The sequence below is a fragment of the Streptomyces zaehneri genome (assembly GCF_032248645.1).
In the GTDB taxonomy this organism is placed as follows: Bacteria; Actinomycetota; Actinomycetes; order Streptomycetales; family Streptomycetaceae; genus Streptomyces; species Streptomyces coriariae.
The window spans coordinates 1-17,457 of record NZ_JASTTJ010000050.1 but is presented as its reverse complement, the minus strand read 5'-3'; the positions used below and the strand labels follow the sequence as shown (position 1 = coordinate 17,457).

The following is a 17,457-nucleotide window of genomic DNA, read 5'->3' as shown; positions in this document are numbered from 1 at the left end:
CGTCAGGCGACATGTTGGGCGCCGTCGCGGCGAACGGCCGGTTCCGGAATTCCGGGGCCGGCCGTTCGCCGCTCTTTCGCAGCTCTTACCTTCCGCCGCACAACTGGTTCCGTCCGTCATGGATCTCACCTGATGGGTCAACAGACTCCGAGATCTCTCTCCCATCTGGGGAACGCAATGCGCATACGCGCCCTCGTGGTCGCCTCCTCCGGCGCCCTCGCCCTGTCCGCCCTCGCCGTCCCGGCCGCCCAGGCCGCCCCGACGGCGGCGCCGAACGTCACCTTCTCCAACATGAAGGTGAACGCCGGCAAGGCCGTCGTGGTCGGCCCCTCGGCCAAGGTCACCGTCACCGCCACGTACACCGTGACGAAGCCCGCGAGCCTCAGCGCGAGCTCCTTCGACAACGGCCCGATGCTCTACCGGGGCACCACGCTCAACGAGAACGCCCAGATCATCGCCGGTGACGAGCCGGGCACCTGCAAGGCCGTCTCCACGACGGTCCTCAGCTGCACCGCCAAGATCCAGTTCCGTCCCACCGTCTCCAGCGCGTACGACGACCTGGCCAACAGCCAGGCCGGCACCTGGAAGGTGGGCGCTCTCGCCGTCCCGCACGACGCCACCGGCGAAGCCGACCTCAAGTGGCAGAGCAACCTGGGCTCCGTGAAGGTGCAGCGCCAGGCGCAGCTGACGGCCGACGCCACGCCCGAGCCGGTGAAGAAGGGCAAGACCCTCACCGTCACGGGCAAGCTGACCCGCGCCAACTGGGACACCAACAAGCTCGGCGGCTACGCGGCCCAGCCGGTGAAGCTCCAGTTCAAGAAGAAGGGCAGCACCGCCTACACCACGGTCAAGACCGTGAAGACCAGCTCGACCGGCGCCCTGAAGACCACGGTCAAGGCCGCAGCCGACGGCTACTACCGCTACAGCTTCGCCGGCACCACGACGACCCCGGCGGTCAGCGCGGCGGGCGACTTCGTCGACGTCAAGTAAGCCGTCACGCACGTAGCTACGCCGGGAAACGGCGGTCGACCCATTTCCAGGAGAACTCCAGGGCGACCGCCGCCACCGCCGCGACCCCCACCGCGATCCACGGCATGGCCATCCCGATCAGCTTCAGCGCGAAGAAGTCCTGAAGCGACGGGACCACCAGCACCAGCACGAACGCCGCGCCCATCGAGGCCACCAGCAGCACCCGCCACCAGGTGTAGGGCCGGGCGATGATCGCCAGCACCCACATCGAGATCAGGAACAGCGTGAGGGTCGCGGCGCTGGTCTCGGCCTCCAAGGAGCCCGCGCCGGTGTAGTGGTGACGGGCCACCAGATAGGTGACGAAGGTCGCGACCCCGGCCACCACCCCGCCCGGGATCGAGTACCGCATCACGCGTCGTACGAAGTGCGGCCGGGCCCGTTCCGTGTTGGGGGCGAGGGCGAGGAAGAAGGCCGGGATGCCGATGGTGAGGGTGGACAGCAGCGTCAGGTGCCGGGGCAGGAAGGGGTATTCGACCTGCCAGCAGACCACCAGCAGGGCCAGCAGCACCGAGTAGACCGTCTTCACCAGGAACAGGGTCGCCACCCGGGTGATGTTGCCGATGACCCGCCGGCCCTCCGCCACCACCGACGGCAGGGTCGCGAAGCTGTTGTTCAGCAGCACGATCTGTGCGACCGCCCGGGTGGCCTCGGATCCCGAGCCCATCGCGACGCCGATGTCGGCGTCCTTCAGCGCGAGGACGTCGTTGACGCCGTCCCCGGTCATCGCGACCGTGTGCCCGCGCGACTGGAGCGCGCCGACCATGTCCCGCTTCTGCTGCGGGGTGACCCGGCCGAACACCGTGCCCTCGTCCAGCGCCCGGCCCATGCCCTCCTGCTCGGCGGGCAGCCGGCGCGCGTCGATCGTACGGCCGCCCAGCCCGAGCTTGGCGGCCACCGCCCCCACCGACACCGCGTTGTCGCCGGAGATGACCTTGGCACGGACGTCCTGCTCGGCGAAGTAGCGCAGGGTGTCGGCGGCGTCCGGCCGCAGCCGCTGTTCGAGTACGACCAGTGCGGCGGGCTTGGCGCCGCGTGCGGGTTCGGGGTCGTCGAGGTCGCGGGCGGCGCGGGCCAGCAGCAGCACCCGCAGGCCCTGCTCGTTGAGCCGCTCGGTCTCGGCGAGGGCGGGATCGTCGTCGGCCAGCAGCACGTCGGGCGCCCCCAGCAGCCAGGTGCCGTTCTCCCCGTTGCCCTCGCTGAGACTGGCGCCGCTGTACTTGCGGGCGGAGGAAAAGGGCAGGGACTCGGTGCAGCGCCAGTCCTCGGCGTCCGGGTAGGCGTCGATGATCGCCTGGAGGGAGGCGTTGGGCCGCGGGTCGGACTCGCCGAGGGCCCCGAGCACCCGGCGGACGTACGACTCGTCGTAGCCGTCGAGCGTGCTGAGCCCGGTGACGTCCATGCCGCCCTCGGTGAGCGTGCCGGTCTTGTCCAGGCAGACGGTGTCGACGCGGGCGAGGCCCTCGATGGCCGGCAGTTCCTGCACCAGGCACTGTTTTCGGCCGAGTCGGATGACGCCGATCGCGAAGGCGACGGAGGTGAGCAGGACGAGCCCCTCGGGGACCATCGGGACGATGCCTCCGACGGTGCGGGCGATGGACTCCTTGAGGTCGTTGTTCTTGACGAAGAGCTGCGTGACGACCAGGCCGATCGCGGCCGGGACCATCATCCAGGTCACGTACTTGAGGATCGTGGAGATGCCGGAGCGCAGCTCGGAGTGGACGAGCGTGAAGCGGGAGGCCTCCTCGGCGAGCTGGGCGGCGTAGGCCTCCCGGCCGACCTTCGTGGCCTGGAAGGCGCCGCCGCCGGCCACCACGAAGCTGCCGGACATGACCTGGTCGCCGGGCCGCTTGACGACGGGGTCGGCCTCGCCGGTGAGCAGTGACTCGTCGATCTCCAGGCCGTCCGCCTCGACGCACACCCCGTCGACGGCGACCTTGTCCCCGGGGCCGATCTCGATGAGGTCGTCCAGGACGAGTCCGGAGGTGGAGACCTCGACGGCCGTGCCGTCGCGGCGGACGGTGGGCCGGGCCTCGCCGACGACCGCGAGGGAGTCGAGGGTCTGCTTCGCCCGCCACTCCTGGATGATGCCGATGCCGGTGTTGGCGAGGATCACGAAGCCGAACAGGCCGTCCTGGATGGGGGCGACGAACAGCATGACCACCCACAGGACGCCGATGATCGCGTTGAACCGGGTGAAGACGTTCGCCCGGACGATCTCGCCGACGGAGCGGCTGCTGCGGACGGGTACGTCGTTCACCTGGCCGCGCGCGACGCGCTCCGCGACCTCGGCGGCGGTGAGGCCGGTCGCCGTCGGCACGGAGGCGGGGGCGTCGGTGTGGGCCATGGGATCGACGGTACGTGCGGATCTGGGGGTTCACCCCCTGAGGACGCCGAAGATCCGACTTCGGGAGGACGGGCGCGGTGCCGTCCAGTACCTCGGTAGTACCACGCCGGGACCGGCCTGGATGACAGCCCCTAGTCGGTCACCGGGCCCACGGGCTCGGCCGGCTCGCCCGCCGCGTCCCGCTTGATCGCCGCGTCCCGTTTGCGGACGTACCAGATGCCGATGAGGCCGAGTCCGGCGCCCGCGAGGCACGTCCAGATCCACCACAGGTGACCGTGGTCGTCGTACCAGCCGTAGAAGGGGAGCTGGACGAGGAAGAGGACGAACCAGAGGATCGTGCCGCCGGTGACGGTGGCGACCACGGGGCCCTCCAGGGGCTCCGGCGCCTCGTGTTCAGGGATCCACTTCTTCATGGTGCTCAGCTTACGAGGCAGTCGGGTCTACGCGCGGAGATGGCCGATCCGAACGCTATATGTTCATACTGAAACGGTTTGGAACTGACCACTTCTCTTCGTAGGAAACGCCAAAAGATGCCCACGTCGGCCCCCGCCAAGGTCCCCGCCCCTGAACAGCCGGGAGCCACGCCTCTCTTCGGCGCCCTCGACCGCTACTTCAGGATCACCGAACGGGGCAGCACCGTGCCCCGCGAGATCCGCGGTGGTTTCGCCACCTTCTTCGCGATGGCGTACATCATCGTGCTGAACCCGATCATCCTCGGCAGCGCCAAGGACATGTACGGGCACCAGCTCGACAACGGTCAGCTGGTCACCGCCACCTGTGTCACGGCCGCCTTCACCACGCTCCTCATGGGCGTCATCGGCAACGTGCCCATCGCCCTGGCCGCCGGCCTCGGCGTGAACTCGGTGGTCGCCCTCCAGCTCGCCCCCCGGATGTCCTGGGCGGACGCCATGGGCATGGTCGTGCTCGCGGGCTTCGTGGTCATGCTCCTGGTCGCCACCGGCCTGCGTGAGCGCGTCATGAACGCGGTGCCCTTCGGCCTGCGCAAGGCGATCAGCATCGGTATCGGCCTGTTCATCATGCTGATCGGACTCGTCGACTCCGGCTTCGTCAGCCGCATCCCGGACGCCGCCCACACCACCGTCCCGCTCCAGCTCGGCGCCGACGGCCACCTGACCGGCTGGCCGGTCCTCGTCTTCATCCTGGGCGCCCTGCTCACGCTGGCCCTGATCACCCGCAAGGTGCCCGGCGCGATCCTCATCTCGATCGTCGCGATGACCGTCCTCGCGCTGATCATCAACGCGGTCGCGACGATCCCGTCCTGGGGCCTCACCACCCCGGAGTGGCCCGGCAACCCCGTCGCCACCCCCGACTTCGGGCTCATCGGCGAGTTCAGCCTGTTCGGCGGCTTCGGCGAGGTCGGCGTCCTGACCGGCATCCTCTTCGTCTTCACGGTCCTGCTGTCGTGCTTCTTCGACGCGATGGGCACGATCATGGGCGTCAGCGACGAGGCCAAGCTGACCAACGCCAAGGGCGAGATGCCCGGCATCAACAAGGTCCTCTTCGTCGACGGCCTCGCGGTCGCCGCGGGCGGCGCCAGCTCCTCCTCCGCCACCACCGCGTTCGTGGAGTCCACGGCCGGTGTCGGCGAGGGCGCCCGCACCGGCCTCGCGAACATCGTCACCGGCGGCCTCTTCACCGTCGCGCTGTTCCTCACGCCGGTCGCCACGATGGTCCCGTCCCAGGCCGCCACCCCGGCCCTGCTCGCGGTGGGCTTCCTGATCCTGGCCGGTTCGGTCAAGGAGATCGACTGGGCCGACCTCACCATCGCCATCCCGGCCTTCATCACCATGGTGATGATGCCGTTCACCTACTCGATCACCAACGGCATCGGCATGGGCTTCATCACCTTCGTGCTGCTGCGCCTGGCGGCCGGGCGCGGCCGGGAGGTCCCGGCGCCCATGTACGTGGTCTCCGCCGTCTTCGCCTTCTACTACCTGATGCCGGCTCTCGGCCTCACCTGATGCCGGCCCTCGGCCTCACCTGATCCCGCCCGCCCGCGGTGCGGGCTCAGGTGAGCCCGTAGAACTTCTCCGTCTCGTCGACGGCGGTCTGGAACCGCTCGTCGAAGTCATCGCGAATGAGCGTCTGGACGACATAGTCCTGGACGCTCATTCCCCTTTTGGCGGCATGCTGCCGGAGCCGTTCGAGCAGCTCCTCGTCTATCCGCAGGCTGAGCACACTGGTCCCCATGGGACGAGGGTCGCGGGCACTTACCGCAGTCCGGTCACTTTCCGCTGCCTACTCACTCGTTCGAGTGATGGCGAGGTTTCCGTGGCCGGGGTCACGGGGAATCCCGTTACCCCCCAGCTTGTTTAGCCAGAGTAATGAGTTACGCTAAAGAGATGCCTGACCTCACCCATGGCGACAACGCTGCCGCCGTGAACTCCCTTCGTTCAGCCGTGATGCGGTTGTCCCGTCGGCTCAAGCACCAGCGGGTCGACGAGTCGCTGAGCCCCACCGAGATGTCGGTGCTCGGCACCCTCTCCCTCTGCGGCAGTGCCACCCCGGGCGAGCTCGCCCGCAAGGAACATGTGCAGCCGCCCTCGATGACCCGCATCGTGGCGCTGCTGGAGGCCAAGGGTCTGGTCCGGCTCGAGCCGCACCCCGAGGACCGGCGCCAGAAGGTCGTCACCAAGACCGAGCAGGCCGAGGCCATGCTCGCGGAGAGCCGCGCCAAGCGGAACGCCTTCCTGGCCACCCTGGTCGACGGCCTCGACGAGGACGAGTGGGCGAAACTGCGCGCCGCCGCCCCCGTGCTGGAGAAACTCGCACACCTGTAGACAGCCGTCAGGCCATGAGGAGGCGACCCTTTTGAGTTCGGGATCCGGAGCAGACTCCGCCCCCGCACCGACCACCCACGAGACCCTTGCCGAGAAGCCCGCCGCGGGCGCCCGCAAGTCATCGATGTTCAGCTCTCTGAAGGTCAGGAACTACCGCCTGTTCTTCATGGGCCAGGTCGTGTCCAACATCGGCACCTGGATGCAGCGCATCGCCCAGGACTGGCTGGTCCTCAGCCTCACCGGCTCCGCGACCGCCGTCGGCGTCACGACGGCCCTGCAGTTCCTGCCCATGCTGCTCTTCGGCCTCTACGGCGGCGTGCTCGTCGACCGGCTGCCCAAGCGCCCGACGCTGCTGTTCACCCAGTCCGCGATGGCCCTCACCGGCATCGCGCTCGCCGTCCTCACCCTCTCCGGCCACGTCCAGGTCTGGCACGTCTACGTCGCCGCCTTCGCCGTGGGCCTCGCGACGGTCCTGGACAACCCCGCCCGCCAGACCTTCGTCTCCGAGATGGTCGGCCCCGACCAGCTCCAGAACGCGGTCAGCCTCAACTCCGCGAACTTCCAGTCCGCCCGGCTGGTCGGCCCCGCCGTGGCAGGCGTGATGATCACCGGCGTCGGCACCGGCTGGGCGTTCCTCTTCAACGGGCTGTCCTTCGTCGCCCCCCTCGCCGGCCTGCTGCTGATGCGCTCGCGCGAGCTGCACGCCGTCCAGCGTGCCCCGCGCGGCAAGGGTCAGCTGCGCGAGGGGCTCCGGTACGTCGCCGGGCGCCCCGAGCTGATCTGGACGATCGTCCTGGTCGGGTTCGTCAGCACCTTCGGCTTCAACTTCCCCGTCTACCTCTCGGCCTTCGCCGACGACGTCTTCCACGCGGGCGCGGGGTCCTACAGCCTCTTCAACACGCTGATGGCGGTGGGCTCCCTGGCGGGCGCCCTGCTCGCGGCCCGGCGCGGCACCGCCCGGATGCGGGTGCTGGTCGCCGGGGCGGTGGCCTTCGGCACGATGGAGATCGTGGCCTCCATGGCCCCCTCGCTGTGGCTGTTCGCCCTGCTCATGGCCCCGATCGGCATGTTCGGCATGACGGTCAACGTCACGGCCAACAGCAGCGTCCAGATGAGTACCGACCCGGCCATGCGCGGCCGGGTGATGGCCCTCTACATGATGGTGTTCATGGGCGGCGCCCCGATCGGCGCGCCGATCGCCGGCTGGATCACCGACGCGTACGGCGTGCGGGCGGGCCTGGCGGCGGGCGGCGCCGTATCGGCCGCCGCGGCCGTCACCATCGGCCTGGTCCTGGCCCGGATGGGCAACCTGCGCCTGACGGTGGGCTGGAACCACGGCCACCCGAGCGTGCGGTTCGTGCCCCGGGAAGCCCGGGAACTCGCCGCGGTGGCCTGACGCCGTACGTCACCCGGATCCTGACGCCATGAGTCACCCGGATCCTGACGCCATGAGTCACCCGGATCCTGACGCCGTACGTCACCCGGAGGATGCGGCAGGGGGCCGCACCCTCCGGGCCAGCACCTGGCCCGGCCACGCGTGTTCGCCGACGGTGTAGGCCTCGGTCGAGGTGAAGCCGTTGGCCTCGTAGTACGCGACGAGCTTGCGGTCGTCGCCCGCGTAGCAGTCCACCCGCAGCAGGCCGACGCCCGCCCGCCGGGTCTCCTCGGCGGCGTGCGCGAGCAGGGCGCTGCCCACCCCGTGGCCCTTGAAGCGGCGGTCGGAGGCGAACCAGTGGATGTACCGCTCGGGCTCCCCGGGCGGCGGGAGATGGGCCAGATACGCGCCGGGCGAGTCGGTGAGGGTGAGGCTCGCGGCCGGTACGCCGTCGGCCTCGGCGACGAACGCCCAGCCCTCGTCGATGTACCGGGCGACCGAATCCACCGTCTTCGGGCTCCGGGACAGCGGACTCGTCCCCCACTGGCCGGGGCGCCCCTGCGCGACCAGCCACTCCACACTGCTGTCGAGCATGCCGAGTATCACGGGGACGTCGTCGGGTCCGCCTTCTCTGATGGTGATCCGCATGACGCCCATCATGCCGGGCGGGCGGCCCCGCCGACCGGGAAAATCGGGGGCATGAGACTCTTCGCCGCCGTGCTGCCCCCGGACGACATCGCCGACGAACTCGCCGCCGAGGTCGCCCGGTTGCGCACGCTGCCCGGCGCGGACGGGCTGCGCTGGACGGGCCGCCCCGGCTGGCACTTCACCCTCGCCTTCTACGGCGAGGTCGACGACGGCCTCGTACCGGAGCTGGCGGCACGGCTGGGGCGGGCCGCGCACCGCGGCACGCCCTTCGCGCTGGCCGTGCGGGGCGGCGGACAGTTCGGGCACGGGCGGGCGCTGTGGGCCGGTGCCGCCGGGGACGTACCGGCGCTGCGCCTGCTGGCCGACCGGGCGGAGGCGGCGGCCCGCAAGGCGGGCGTGGAGATGGGGGAGCACCGCCGCTACAAGGCGCACCTCACGCTGGCCCGCAGCCGCGAGGCGGTGGACGTGCGGGCGTACGTCGAGGCGCTGGACGCCTTCGAGGGCCGCACCTGGACGGTGGGGGAGCTGGTGCTGGTCCGCAGCAGCCTGCCGAGGTCCGGCGTTCCCGGGGAGCAGCCCCGTTACGAGCCGGTCGGGCGCTGGGCGCTCGGCCGGGCCGGTTAGGCTCCACCCGTGGACCCGAAGACCCGGAACCGGATCATGGCCGGTGCGCTCGTGCTGTTGTTCGTCGTGGTGGCCGTGGCGGCGGCGGTCGGTAGATAGGCCTGGCGTGGCCTGGCATGCCAGGCCGAGCGCCGGAGAACCGCGCCGCCGTTCGCCGTGTGCCTGCCGGGTACGGCTGGTCGCGCGGTTCCCCCGCCCGTCGGGGGCGCCCCTCTACCAGGCGAAGGCCTCCGGGGACGGCCCCGGCCCGGGGAAGATCTCGTCCAGTCCGGACAGCAGATCCTCGCTCAGCTCCAGCTCGACCGCGCGCAGGGCGGAGTCGAGCTGCTCGGCGGTGCGCGGACCGACGATCGGGCCGGTCACGCCGGGCCGGGTGAGCAGCCAGGCCAGGCCTGCCTCGCCGGGCTCCACGCCGTGCTTGTCCAGCAGGTCCTCGTAGGCCTGGATCTGGGCGCGTGCGGTGGGGTCGGCGAGGGTGTCGGCGGCCCGTCCGGAGGCGCGGCGGCCGCCCTCGGCCTGCTTCCTGATGACCCCGCCGAGCAGACCGCCGTGCAGCGGGGACCACGGGATGACCCCGAGGCCGTACTCCTGCGCGGCCGGGATGACCTCCATCTCGGCGCGCCGCTCGGCCAGGTTGTACAGGCACTGCTCGCTGACGAGCCCGATGGTGCCGCCGCGCCGGGCGGCGGTCTCGTTGGCCTGGGCGATCTTGTAGCCGGGGAAGTTGGACGAGCCGGCGTAGAGGATCTTGCCCTGCTGCACCAGTACGTCGATGGCCTGCCAGATCTCCTCGAAGGGAGTGCTGCGGTCGACGTGGTGGAACTGGTAGAGGTCGATGTGGTCGGTGCCGAGCCGCTTCAGGCTGGCGTCGACGGCCCGCCGGATGTTCAGCGCGGAGAGCTTGTCGTGGTTCGGCCAGGCGTCGCCGTCGGCGGCCATGTTGCCGTACACCTTGGTGGCGAGGACGACCTGGTCACGGCGCCCGCCGCCCTTGGCGAACCAGCTGCCGATGATCTCCTCGGTACGGCCCTTGTTCTCACCCCAGCCGTACACATTTGCCGTGTCGAAGACGTTGATGCCCGCGCCGAGCGCCGCGTCCATGATCGCGTGGCTGTCGGTCTCGTCGGTCTGCGGGCCGAAGTTCATGGTGCCGAGGACGAGGCGGCTGACCTTGAGTCCGGTACGTCCGAGCTGCGTGTACTTCATGGAGTACAAGCCAACGACTTGGAGTGCGCTCCATGCAAGGGGGACCGGCCGGGGAACGGGTCAGTCGCGGGGGAACTCGTCGGTCTTGAGGGTGAGGCCGAGGGGGGTGGTGGTCAGGTCGACGTCGGTCCCGTAGTCGACGCGCAGCTCACACCGGTAGTCGCCGTCCTTGGGCTCGGTGAAGACAGTGCACCTGCCCTTGTAGGGGTCGGCAATGAGGTAGACGGGGACCTCGGCGACCGCGTAGGCAGTCTTCTTGGGGCCGTAGTCGTTGGGAGCCGTCCCCTTTGAGATGACCTCTCCGACGAACTCGATGTCGTCGTACTGCCAGCGGCCTTCTTCGTTCTTTGTCGCGCCGTCGCGGAACTTGGCCACATCGGGGCAGAAGCCGTTCTGATGACCGGGGAAGTCGACCCGGACATCGGAGAAGACCCGCGCGTGCCGCCGCCCGAAGCGGTCCTCGAGAGCCCAGAGGAGTTCGTGAATGGTTTCCCGGTGGATGTCCCGCTGCGGAGTCATGTGGACGGTGCCCCCGACGATCTCGACCTTGTATCCCTCGGGGACGGGCAGTCGCTCAAGCGCCTCGAACCGTTCGTCCAGGCCCTTGGTGTTCTCGTCGGCCATGTCGATCTCGATCCTGTCTTCCAGGATGGTCATCTGGCACTCCTCCCCGGCTGCCCCCATGCGTGAGTGCCGCCGCGCAGTACGACGATACGCACGGTGACCGGGTCACGGCCCGGAGCGCATATGCCAGAACCGGGCGGGGCGCGGTCTCAGCCCGCGTACTCCCCGCCCAGTCCCCACCCCTGGTGCATCGCCTCCGCGAAGGCCGACGCCAGGCGGTGCTCGCCGGTCGCGTTCGGGTGGGTGCCGTCGTAGGTGTCGGTGTCGATGTCCCAGGACTCCGGGACCGAGGCCAGGAGGATGGGGGAGCCCGGCTCGTCCAGGTCGGCGGCCGTCTTCGCCAGGAGTTCGTTGAAGCGGGCGACCTGGGCGGCGAAGGGCTCGTCGTCCGCGGCGCGGATGTTGGGGATGACCGGCAGCCACACCATGGCGATCCGCGGGTTCGCCGCGCGGGCCTCCGCGGCGAAGGCGCGTGCGTTCTGCGCGGTCTGCTCGGCGTTCGTGTAGAAGCCCAGGTCGATCAGGCCGAGCGAGACCAGCAGGATGTCCGCCCGTGACTCGCGGACCGCCTCGCCGATCAGCGGGGCCATGTGCAGCCAGCCCTCGCCCCAGCCGGCCAGATGACCGCGAGGGAAGTCGGGGTCGGCGTAGGCGTACGAGGCGGCGGAGTCCGTCGCCTTGTCGTAGAGCGTCTCGCGCGGGCCGCAGAGGGTGGACGGGCCGTCGTACGTGGCGCACAGGTGCCGCCACATGCGGTAACGCCAGGTGTGCTCGCCCGAGCTGCCGATCGTCATCGAGTCGCCTACGGGCATGAACCTGAGCATCCGCTCATGATGAGGGATGGGCAAAGGATCACCGCCTCCGGGGGCGTGTGAGACCGGCCACGAATCCGTGAACGGGCGGGCGGGATGGCAGGCTTGTGGGCATGCGCCGATCTTTCGCCGTCCGGGCCGGAGCCCTTCTCGCCGGAGCCCTCCTCTCGGGCGCCTTCACCGTGCTCGCCGCGTCCACCGCGCCCACCGCGTACGCGGCCGACGGCGACAAGGGATTCACCATCGAGGATCCGCGCATCACCGAGTCCAGCGGTCTCGCCGCCTCCCGTCAGCACCCGGGCGTCTACTGGACGCACAACGACAGCGACGACGGCCCCTACCTCTACGCCGTCGACAGCGCGACCGGGAAGACCGTCGCCCGGCTCACCCTGACCGGCGTCGGCACGCCCCGTGACGTCGAGGCGATCTCCATCGGGCCGGGCAACGAGATCTGGGTCGGCGACATCGGCGACAACCTCGGCGGCACCTGGCAGTACGTGTGGATCTACCGGCTGCCCGAGCCGAAGAAGCTCGTCGACCAGACCGTCAAGGCCACCCAGTACGTCGTGAAGTACTCCGACGGCGCCCGCGACGCCGAGTCGCTCCTCGTGCACCCGAAGACCGGACGCGTCTACATCATCGACAAGAAGGAGGACGGCGGGCACCTCTACGAGGGGCCGGCGAACCTCTCCGCCTCCGGGGCGAACATCTTCAGGCCCCTCGCCGCCGTCGACCTGTGGGCCACCGACGCCGCCTTCTCCCCGGACGGCACCCGGCTCGCCGTCCGCGGCTACTTCGGCGGCATCTCCTACGCCTGGAACGGCGGGAAGATCAAGCGCGAGGGGCGCCTCGACGTGCCGCTCCAGCGCCAGGGGGAGTCCGTCAGCTACTCCGCCGACGGCACCAAGATCATGTACGGGAGCGAGGGTTCCGGGAGTTCCGTGGTGGCGGAGGACGCGCCCGAGGGTGCCGGTTCGGGTGCCAAGTCGCCTTCCGGGAGCGGAAGTTCGAGTGCCTCGGGGGAGGGCGGCGGATCCTCGGCCGGCGGCAGCGTCAAGTTCGGCGCGCTGGCGGTCGCCGCGGTCTGCGTCGCCTTCTTCGGCCTCCGCCGGCTGCTGCGCCGCAACTGAGTGCTTTCGGGCGCTGCCGCCGTCGTCGTCTACGCCGCCCTTGCCGCGCTTATTGACGTGGTCATGGTGTGTCAGTTTCCTGGGTGGTGCGCGGTGTATGGGAGCGCTCCCATATGTTTCGGGCCCGCGCCTCCCGAGAGGAAGCAGCGAATTGTTCCGCAGCTTGCGAAGAGTGCTGTGCGGCCTGGCCGCCGCGCTTCTGATACCGCTGGGAGCCGGAGCGCAGACGGCCCACGCGGCGGACGCCGTCGTGGCGGACGCCTCCGTCGCGGCCGAGGCCGGAGCCGGCTACTGGCACACCAGCGGCCGGCAGATCCTGGACGCCGCCGGACAGCCGGTCCGGGTCGCCGGGATCAACTGGTTCGGCTTCGAGACCGGCAACTACGTCGTCCACGGACTCTGGTCCCGCGACTACAAGAGCATGATCGACCAGATGAGGACGCTGGGCTACAACACGATCCGCATCCCCTACAGCGACGACATCTTCAAGAGCACGACCGTCCCCAACAGCATCGACTTCAGCAGCGGCAAGAACGCCGACCTCCAGGGCCTGAACTCGCTCCAGATCCTGGACCGGATCGTCTCGTACGCCGGTCAGGACGGCCTGAAGGTCATCCTCGACCGCCACCGGCCGGACGCGGGCGGGCAGTCGGCGCTCTGGTACACGGCCGCGGTCCCCGAGGCGACGTGGATCGCCAACCTCAAGGCCCTCGCGGCCCGTTACCAGGGCCAGGACACCGTCGTCGGCATCGACCTGCACAACGAACCCCACGATCCCGCCTGCTGGGGCTGCGGGGACACCGCGACCGACTGGCGACTGGCCGCGCAACGGGCCGGCAACGCCGTCCTGTCGGTCAACCCCGCCCTGCTGATCTTCGTCGAGGGCGTGCAGACCTTCAACGGTGTCTCCGGCTGGTGGGGCGGCAACCTGATGGGCGTCGGCCAGTACCCGGTGCAGCTCGACGTGGCGAACCGGGTAGTGTACTCGGCCCACGACTACGCGACGAGCGTCGCCCAGCAGAGCTGGTTCAGCGACCCGACGTTCCCCGCGAACATGCCGGGGATCTGGGACAAGTACTGGGGCTACATCTTCAAGCAGAACATCGCGCCCGTGTGGGTGGGCGAGTTCGGCACCACGCTCCAGTCGACGGTGGACCAGAAGTGGCTGGCGGCCCTGGTCGGTTACCTCCGGCCGACGTCGACGTACGGCGCCGACTCCTTCCACTGGACCTTCTGGTCCTGGAACCCCAACTCCGGTGACACGGGCGGCATCCTCAAGGACGACTGGCAGAGCGTCGACACGGTGAAGGACGGATACCTGACGAGCGTCAAGGCGCCCGGCTTCCCGGGAACCGGCGGCGGTGGCGGCGGAGGGGGCGGCGGTGGCGGTACGGCCTCCTGCGCCGCCGCCTACACCGTCAGCAGCGACTGGGGCGGCGGCTTCAACGCCGAGGTGAAGGTCACCAACACCGGTACCACGGCGATCGGTTCCTGGAAGGTGACCTGGACCTGGAGCGGCGCGCAGCAGATCACCAGCATGTGGAACGCCTCGTACACCCAGAGCGGGGCCGGCGTGACCGCGGTGAACGCCTCGCACAACGGGGCGGTCCCGGCGGGCGGTTCGGCGAGCTTCGGGTTCGGTGGCACGCCCGGGGGCGGGGGTGTGCCGAGCGTGAGCTGCACGGCGGTGTGAGCCGCACGGCGGTGTGAGATGCGGCGAAGGGCGCCCGGTGTGCACCGGGCGCCCTTCGTCCTCATACCTGAGAGGTACTCATGCGGTGCCGAAGCGGTCAGAGCTTCTCGATCACGTAGTCGATGCTCTTGGTGAGCGCCTCGACGTCGGCCGGGTCGACCGCCGGGAACATCGCGACCCGCAGCTGGTTGCGGCCGAGCTTGCGGTAGGGCTCGGTGTCGACGATGCCGTTGGCACGCAGCACCTTGGCGACGGCGGCCGCGTCCACGTCGTCGGAGAAGTCGATCGTGCCGATGACCTGGGAGCGCTTGGCCGGGTCGGTGACGAACGGGTTGGCGTACTTCACGTCCTCGGCCCAGCCGTACAGCGTGCGCGCGGAGGTGGCGGTGCGGCGCACCGACCAGTCCAGGCCGCCCTGGCCGTTGATCCACTCCAGCTGCTGGTTCAGCAGGAAGAGGGTGGCCAGGGCCGGGGTGTTGTACGTCTGGTTCTTGCGGGAGTTGTCGATCGCCGTCGGCAGGCTGAAGAACTCGGGGATGTGCCGGCCGGACGCGTGGATCCGCTCGGCGCGCTCGATCGCGGCCGGGGAGAACACGCCGATCCACAGGCCGCCGTCGGAGGCGAAGGACTTCTGCGGGGCGAAGTAGTAGACGTCCGTCTCGGCGATGTCGACCGGGAGGCCGCCGGCGCCGGACGTGGCGTCCACCAGGACGAGGGAGCCCTCGTCGGCGCCCGCTACCCGCTTGATCGGGGCGGCGACACCGGTGGAGGTCTCGTTGTGGGTGAAGGCGTAGACGTCGGCACCGGCCTCGGCCGCGGGCTCGGGGTGCGTGCCCGGGTCGGCGGAGACGACGGTCGGCTCGGCCAGCCACGGGGCCAGCTTGGCGGCCTTCGCGAACTTGGACGAGAACTCGCCGAACGTGAGGTGCTGCGACTTGTTCTCGATCAGGCCGTGGGTCGCGATGTCCCAGAACGCGGTCGAGCCGCCGTTGCCGAGGACGACCTCGTAGCCCTCGGGCAGCGAGAACAGCGCGGAGACGCCCTCGCGTACCTGGCCGACCAGGTTCTTGACCGGGGCCTGGCGGTGGGAGGTGCCGAGGAGGGACGTGCCGGTGGCGGCCAGGGCGTCCAGCGCCTCCACCCGCACCTTGGAGGGGCCCGCGCCGAATCGACCGTCGGCGGGCTTGATGTCAGCAGGAATCCGGATCTCAGCCACGGAAGCGAGGTTAGCCGGTGGGGGAAACCTGGGTGAAACCTCGTCCGTCGGGTGAGACGGGTGCGTGTCGTGGTCCGGGTATCGGTGTGGGGCGCCGTGCGGGTCGTGGTGCATGTCGTGGTCGGTGTGGTGGTGTGGGTCGCCGTGCGTGTCGTGGTGCGGGTTGCCGTGCGTGTCGTGGTGGGTCGCCGTGCGTGTCGTGGTGGGTCGCCGTGCCGGGGGCCGTGACCCCGGGCCCCCTCGGCCCGGACGGTCCCGTTCTCGATCGCCGGACGGGCTCCGGGGGTGGACGTGGGCTGGTTTGCTGAAGGCATGACGGATCTTGAGGCAGAACTGCGCAAGGCCGTCCGGGGTGACGTCGGCTTCGATGTCACCTCCCGGGCGCTCGTGACCATGGACGCGTCGAACTACCGCCGCGTTCCCCTGGGCGTGGTCGCGCCCCGGGACGCCGACGACGTGGCGGCCGCGCTGGAGGTGTGCCGGTCGCACGGTGTGCCGGTCGTCGCGCGCGGTGGAGGTACGTCCATCGCGGGGCAGGCCACCGGCACCGGCGTGGTGCTGGACTTCACGCGCCACATGAACCGGTTGGTCGCCCTGGATCCGGGGGCGCGGACGGCCGTCGTGCAGCCGGGGCTGGTTCTCGACCGGCTCCAGGAGGCCGCCGCCCCGCACGGGCTGCGTTTCGGTCCCGACCCCTCCACCCACAGCCGCTGCACGCTCGGCGGGATGATCGGCAACAACTCGTGCGGCTCCCACTCGGTGGCGTGGGGGACGACGGCGGACGCTGTGCGCGAGTTGGAGGTCGTCACCGCGCGCGGGGGGCGGCTGCGGCTCGGGCAGGGGTGGGCGGGGGCGCCGGACGGCCTGCGCGCACTGGTGGACGGGGAACTCGCCCGGCTGCGGACCGGCTTTCCCGAGCTGCCCCGCCGTATCTCGGGGTACGCGCTGGACGCGCTGCTGCCGGAGAACGGCGCCGACGTCGCCCGTTCCTTCTGCGGCAGTGAAGGCACCCTGGGCGTGCTCACGGAGGCCGTCGTACGGCTCGTCGAGGCTCCACGCGCGCGCGTGCTCGCGGTGCTCGGGTACGCCGACGAGGGCGCCGCCGCCGAGGCCGCCGCCGGGCTGCTGCCTTTCGGGCCGCTGACGGTGGAGGGGATGGCGGCCGACCTGGTGCCGTCGGACGCGGCGGCCGGGCTGCCGCGGGGCGGGGCCTGGCTGTTCGTGGAGACGGGCGGTGAGTCGGAGGGCGAGGCACGCGCGCGTGCGGAGGCGATCGTGCGCGCGGCGGACGTCCTGGACGCGCGGATCGTGCGGGACCCCGCCGGGCAGCGGGCGCTGTGGCGGATCCGCGAGGACGCGAGCGGGACGGCGACCCGCATGCCGGACGGCACGGAGGCCTGGCCCGGCTGGGAGGACTGCGCGGTGCCGCCGGCCCGGCTCGGCGCGTACCTGAGGGACTTCCGGGTGCTGCTCACCGGCCACGGCCTGCGCGGCACGCCGTACGGGCATTTCGGTGACGGCTGCATCCACGTCCGTGTCGACTTCGACCTGCTGACGGCGGCGGGGATCGCCCGCTTCCGCCGGTTCTCCGAGGAACTGGCCGAACTGGTCGTGTCCCACGGCGGCTCCCTCTCCGGCGAACACGGTGACGGACAGGCCCGGGCCGAGCTGCTGCCGAGGATGTACGGGCAGGACATGGTGGCCCTGTTCGAGCGGGCCAAGGCGGTCTGGGACCCGGACGACCTCCTCAACCCGGGGATGCTGGTGCGCCCCGCGCCCCTCGACGGCAATTTGCGCTTCGCCGTGCTCCCGCGCGAGCCGGTCGACGTGGCCTTCGGCTACCCGTCGGACGGCGGTGACTTCTCGGCGGCGGTGCGCCGGTGCGTCGGCGTCGCGAAGTGCCGTACGACGGCTGCGCCGGGGGCGGGGTCGGGGGCGGGGCCCGGGGCGGGGGC

16 protein-coding genes are annotated in these 17,457 nt (G+C 70.6%); 8 read left to right on the top strand and 8 right to left on the bottom strand.

The genetic code is table 11. From position 1 onward, the window contains the following. The first annotated feature begins 177 nt into the window (after positions 1-177). Positions 178-990, top strand: a complete 813-nt coding sequence (locus QQM72_RS40230) for a hypothetical protein (protein WP_314225762.1) — start codon at positions 178-180, stop codon at positions 988-990. A gap of 16 nt (positions 991-1,006) precedes the next feature. Here the strand turns inward: QQM72_RS40230 and QQM72_RS40225 are convergent, their stop codons facing one another. Both QQM72_RS40225 and QQM72_RS40220 read right to left on the bottom strand, forming a co-directional pair. Beyond that, a complete protein-coding gene (locus QQM72_RS40225) occupies positions 1,007-3,373 on the bottom strand; it encodes an HAD-IC family P-type ATPase (RefSeq protein WP_314225761.1) in 2,367 nt (788 codons plus the stop codon). 131 nt (positions 3,374-3,504) lie between these two features. Continuing rightward, on the bottom strand, positions 3,505-3,786 hold the full coding sequence (locus QQM72_RS40220; protein ID WP_314225760.1) for a DUF2530 domain-containing protein: 282 nt from the start codon (positions 3,784-3,786) through the stop codon (positions 3,505-3,507). A 117-nt stretch (positions 3,787-3,903) separates the two neighbouring features. Here QQM72_RS40220 and QQM72_RS40215 point away from each other — a divergent pair, with 117 nt between their 5' ends. Next, on the top strand, positions 3,904-5,355 hold the full coding sequence (locus tag QQM72_RS40215; RefSeq protein ID WP_314225759.1) for an NCS2 family permease: 1,452 nt from the start codon (positions 3,904-3,906) through the stop codon (positions 5,353-5,355). A 46-nt stretch (positions 5,356-5,401) separates the two neighbouring features. Here the strand turns inward: QQM72_RS40215 and QQM72_RS40210 are convergent, their stop codons facing one another. After that, positions 5,402-5,584 carry a CopG family antitoxin gene (locus QQM72_RS40210; RefSeq protein WP_314225758.1) on the bottom strand — a complete coding sequence of 61 codons (183 nt, stop codon included), beginning with the start codon at positions 5,582-5,584 and terminating at the stop codon, positions 5,402-5,404. A 152-nt stretch (positions 5,585-5,736) separates the two neighbouring features. On the opposite strand from QQM72_RS40210, the gene QQM72_RS40205 reads away from it, so the two are divergent. Together QQM72_RS40205 and QQM72_RS40200 are read left to right on the top strand one after the other, a co-directional pair. Beyond that, positions 5,737-6,174: a MarR family winged helix-turn-helix transcriptional regulator gene (locus QQM72_RS40205; protein ID WP_020130246.1), complete on the top strand. Its 438-nt coding sequence runs from the start codon at positions 5,737-5,739 to the stop codon at positions 6,172-6,174. Positions 6,175-6,205: 31 nt separating this feature from the next. Continuing rightward, the gene (locus QQM72_RS40200; RefSeq protein ID WP_314225757.1) at positions 6,206-7,570 is read left to right on the top strand and encodes an MFS transporter; all 1,365 of its coding nucleotides are present in this window, start codon (positions 6,206-6,208) and stop codon (positions 7,568-7,570) included. 81 nt (positions 7,571-7,651) lie between these two features. On the opposite strand, the gene QQM72_RS40195 is transcribed toward QQM72_RS40200, so the two are convergent. After that, positions 7,652-8,197 (bottom strand): GNAT family N-acetyltransferase, encoded by a 546-nt coding sequence (locus QQM72_RS40195; RefSeq protein WP_314225756.1) that lies wholly within the window; start codon positions 8,195-8,197, stop codon positions 7,652-7,654. 51 nt (positions 8,198-8,248) lie between these two features. Here QQM72_RS40195 and thpR point away from each other — a divergent pair, with 51 nt between their 5' ends. Next, complete coding sequence (gene thpR / locus QQM72_RS40190) at positions 8,249-8,821, top strand: RNA 2',3'-cyclic phosphodiesterase (protein ID WP_314225755.1); 573 nt, start codon at positions 8,249-8,251, stop codon at positions 8,819-8,821. Positions 8,822-9,034: 213 nt separating this feature from the next. On the opposite strand, the gene QQM72_RS40185 is transcribed toward thpR, so the two are convergent. The 3 genes from QQM72_RS40185 to QQM72_RS40175 form a co-directional block, all read right to left on the bottom strand. After that, positions 9,035-10,027, bottom strand: coding sequence for an aldo/keto reductase (locus QQM72_RS40185; RefSeq protein ID WP_314225754.1), 993 nt, complete (start codon positions 10,025-10,027; stop codon positions 9,035-9,037). Between the two features lie 60 nt (positions 10,028-10,087). After that, positions 10,088-10,684 carry a Uma2 family endonuclease gene (locus tag QQM72_RS40180; RefSeq protein ID WP_314225753.1) on the bottom strand — a complete coding sequence of 199 codons (597 nt, stop codon included), beginning with the start codon at positions 10,682-10,684 and terminating at the stop codon, positions 10,088-10,090. Positions 10,685-10,800: 116 nt separating this feature from the next. Beyond that, positions 10,801-11,475 carry a GDSL-type esterase/lipase family protein gene (locus tag QQM72_RS40175; RefSeq protein WP_314225752.1) on the bottom strand — a complete coding sequence of 225 codons (675 nt, stop codon included), beginning with the start codon at positions 11,473-11,475 and terminating at the stop codon, positions 10,801-10,803. A 101-nt stretch (positions 11,476-11,576) separates the two neighbouring features. Between QQM72_RS40175 and QQM72_RS40170 the strand changes: the two genes are divergently transcribed. After that, entirely contained in the window at positions 11,577-12,593 is a 1,017-nt protein-coding gene (locus QQM72_RS40170; RefSeq protein WP_314225751.1) for a TolB-like translocation protein, read from the top strand. 151 nt (positions 12,594-12,744) lie between these two features. Further along, positions 12,745-14,286: a cellulase family glycosylhydrolase gene (locus QQM72_RS40165; RefSeq protein ID WP_314225750.1), complete on the top strand. Its 1,542-nt coding sequence runs from the start codon at positions 12,745-12,747 to the stop codon at positions 14,284-14,286. A 97-nt stretch (positions 14,287-14,383) separates the two neighbouring features. Here the strand turns inward: QQM72_RS40165 and serC are convergent, their stop codons facing one another. Continuing rightward, complete coding sequence (serC, locus tag QQM72_RS40160) at positions 14,384-15,502, bottom strand: phosphoserine transaminase (RefSeq protein WP_314225749.1); 1,119 nt, start codon at positions 15,500-15,502, stop codon at positions 14,384-14,386. Between the two features lie 312 nt (positions 15,503-15,814). On the opposite strand from serC, the gene QQM72_RS40155 reads away from it, so the two are divergent. Beyond that, positions 15,815-17,457, top strand: a 1,643-nt coding sequence (locus tag QQM72_RS40155; protein WP_314225748.1) for an FAD-binding oxidoreductase, incomplete at its 3' end; no start/stop codon positions are given.

Excerpts from the sequence above, each read along its gene's own strand:
- QQM72_RS40230 (WP_314225762.1), top strand. The coding sequence starts at position 178 with ATGCGCATACGCGCCCTCGTGGTCGCCTCCTCCGGCGCCCTCGCCCTG.
- QQM72_RS40225 (WP_314225761.1), bottom strand. The coding sequence starts at position 3,373 with ATGGCCCACACCGACGCCCCCGCCTCCGTGCCGACGGCGACCGGCCTC.
- QQM72_RS40220 (WP_314225760.1), bottom strand. The coding sequence starts at position 3,786 with ATGAAGAAGTGGATCCCTGAACACGAGGCGCCGGAGCCCCTGGAGGGC.
- QQM72_RS40215 (WP_314225759.1), top strand. The coding sequence starts at position 3,904 with ATGCCCACGTCGGCCCCCGCCAAGGTCCCCGCCCCTGAACAGCCGGGA.
- QQM72_RS40210 (WP_314225758.1), bottom strand. The coding sequence starts at position 5,584 with ATGGGGACCAGTGTGCTCAGCCTGCGGATAGACGAGGAGCTGCTCGAA.
- QQM72_RS40205 (WP_020130246.1), top strand. The coding sequence starts at position 5,737 with ATGCCTGACCTCACCCATGGCGACAACGCTGCCGCCGTGAACTCCCTT.
- QQM72_RS40195 (WP_314225756.1), bottom strand. The coding sequence starts at position 8,197 with ATGCGGATCACCATCAGAGAAGGCGGACCCGACGACGTCCCCGTGATA.
- thpR (WP_314225755.1), top strand. The coding sequence starts at position 8,249 with ATGAGACTCTTCGCCGCCGTGCTGCCCCCGGACGACATCGCCGACGAA.
- QQM72_RS40185 (WP_314225754.1), bottom strand. The coding sequence starts at position 10,027 with ATGAAGTACACGCAGCTCGGACGTACCGGACTCAAGGTCAGCCGCCTC.
- QQM72_RS40180 (WP_314225753.1), bottom strand. The coding sequence starts at position 10,684 with ATGACCATCCTGGAAGACAGGATCGAGATCGACATGGCCGACGAGAAC.
- QQM72_RS40175 (WP_314225752.1), bottom strand. The coding sequence starts at position 11,475 with ATGCTCAGGTTCATGCCCGTAGGCGACTCGATGACGATCGGCAGCTCG.
- QQM72_RS40170 (WP_314225751.1), top strand. The coding sequence starts at position 11,577 with ATGCGCCGATCTTTCGCCGTCCGGGCCGGAGCCCTTCTCGCCGGAGCC.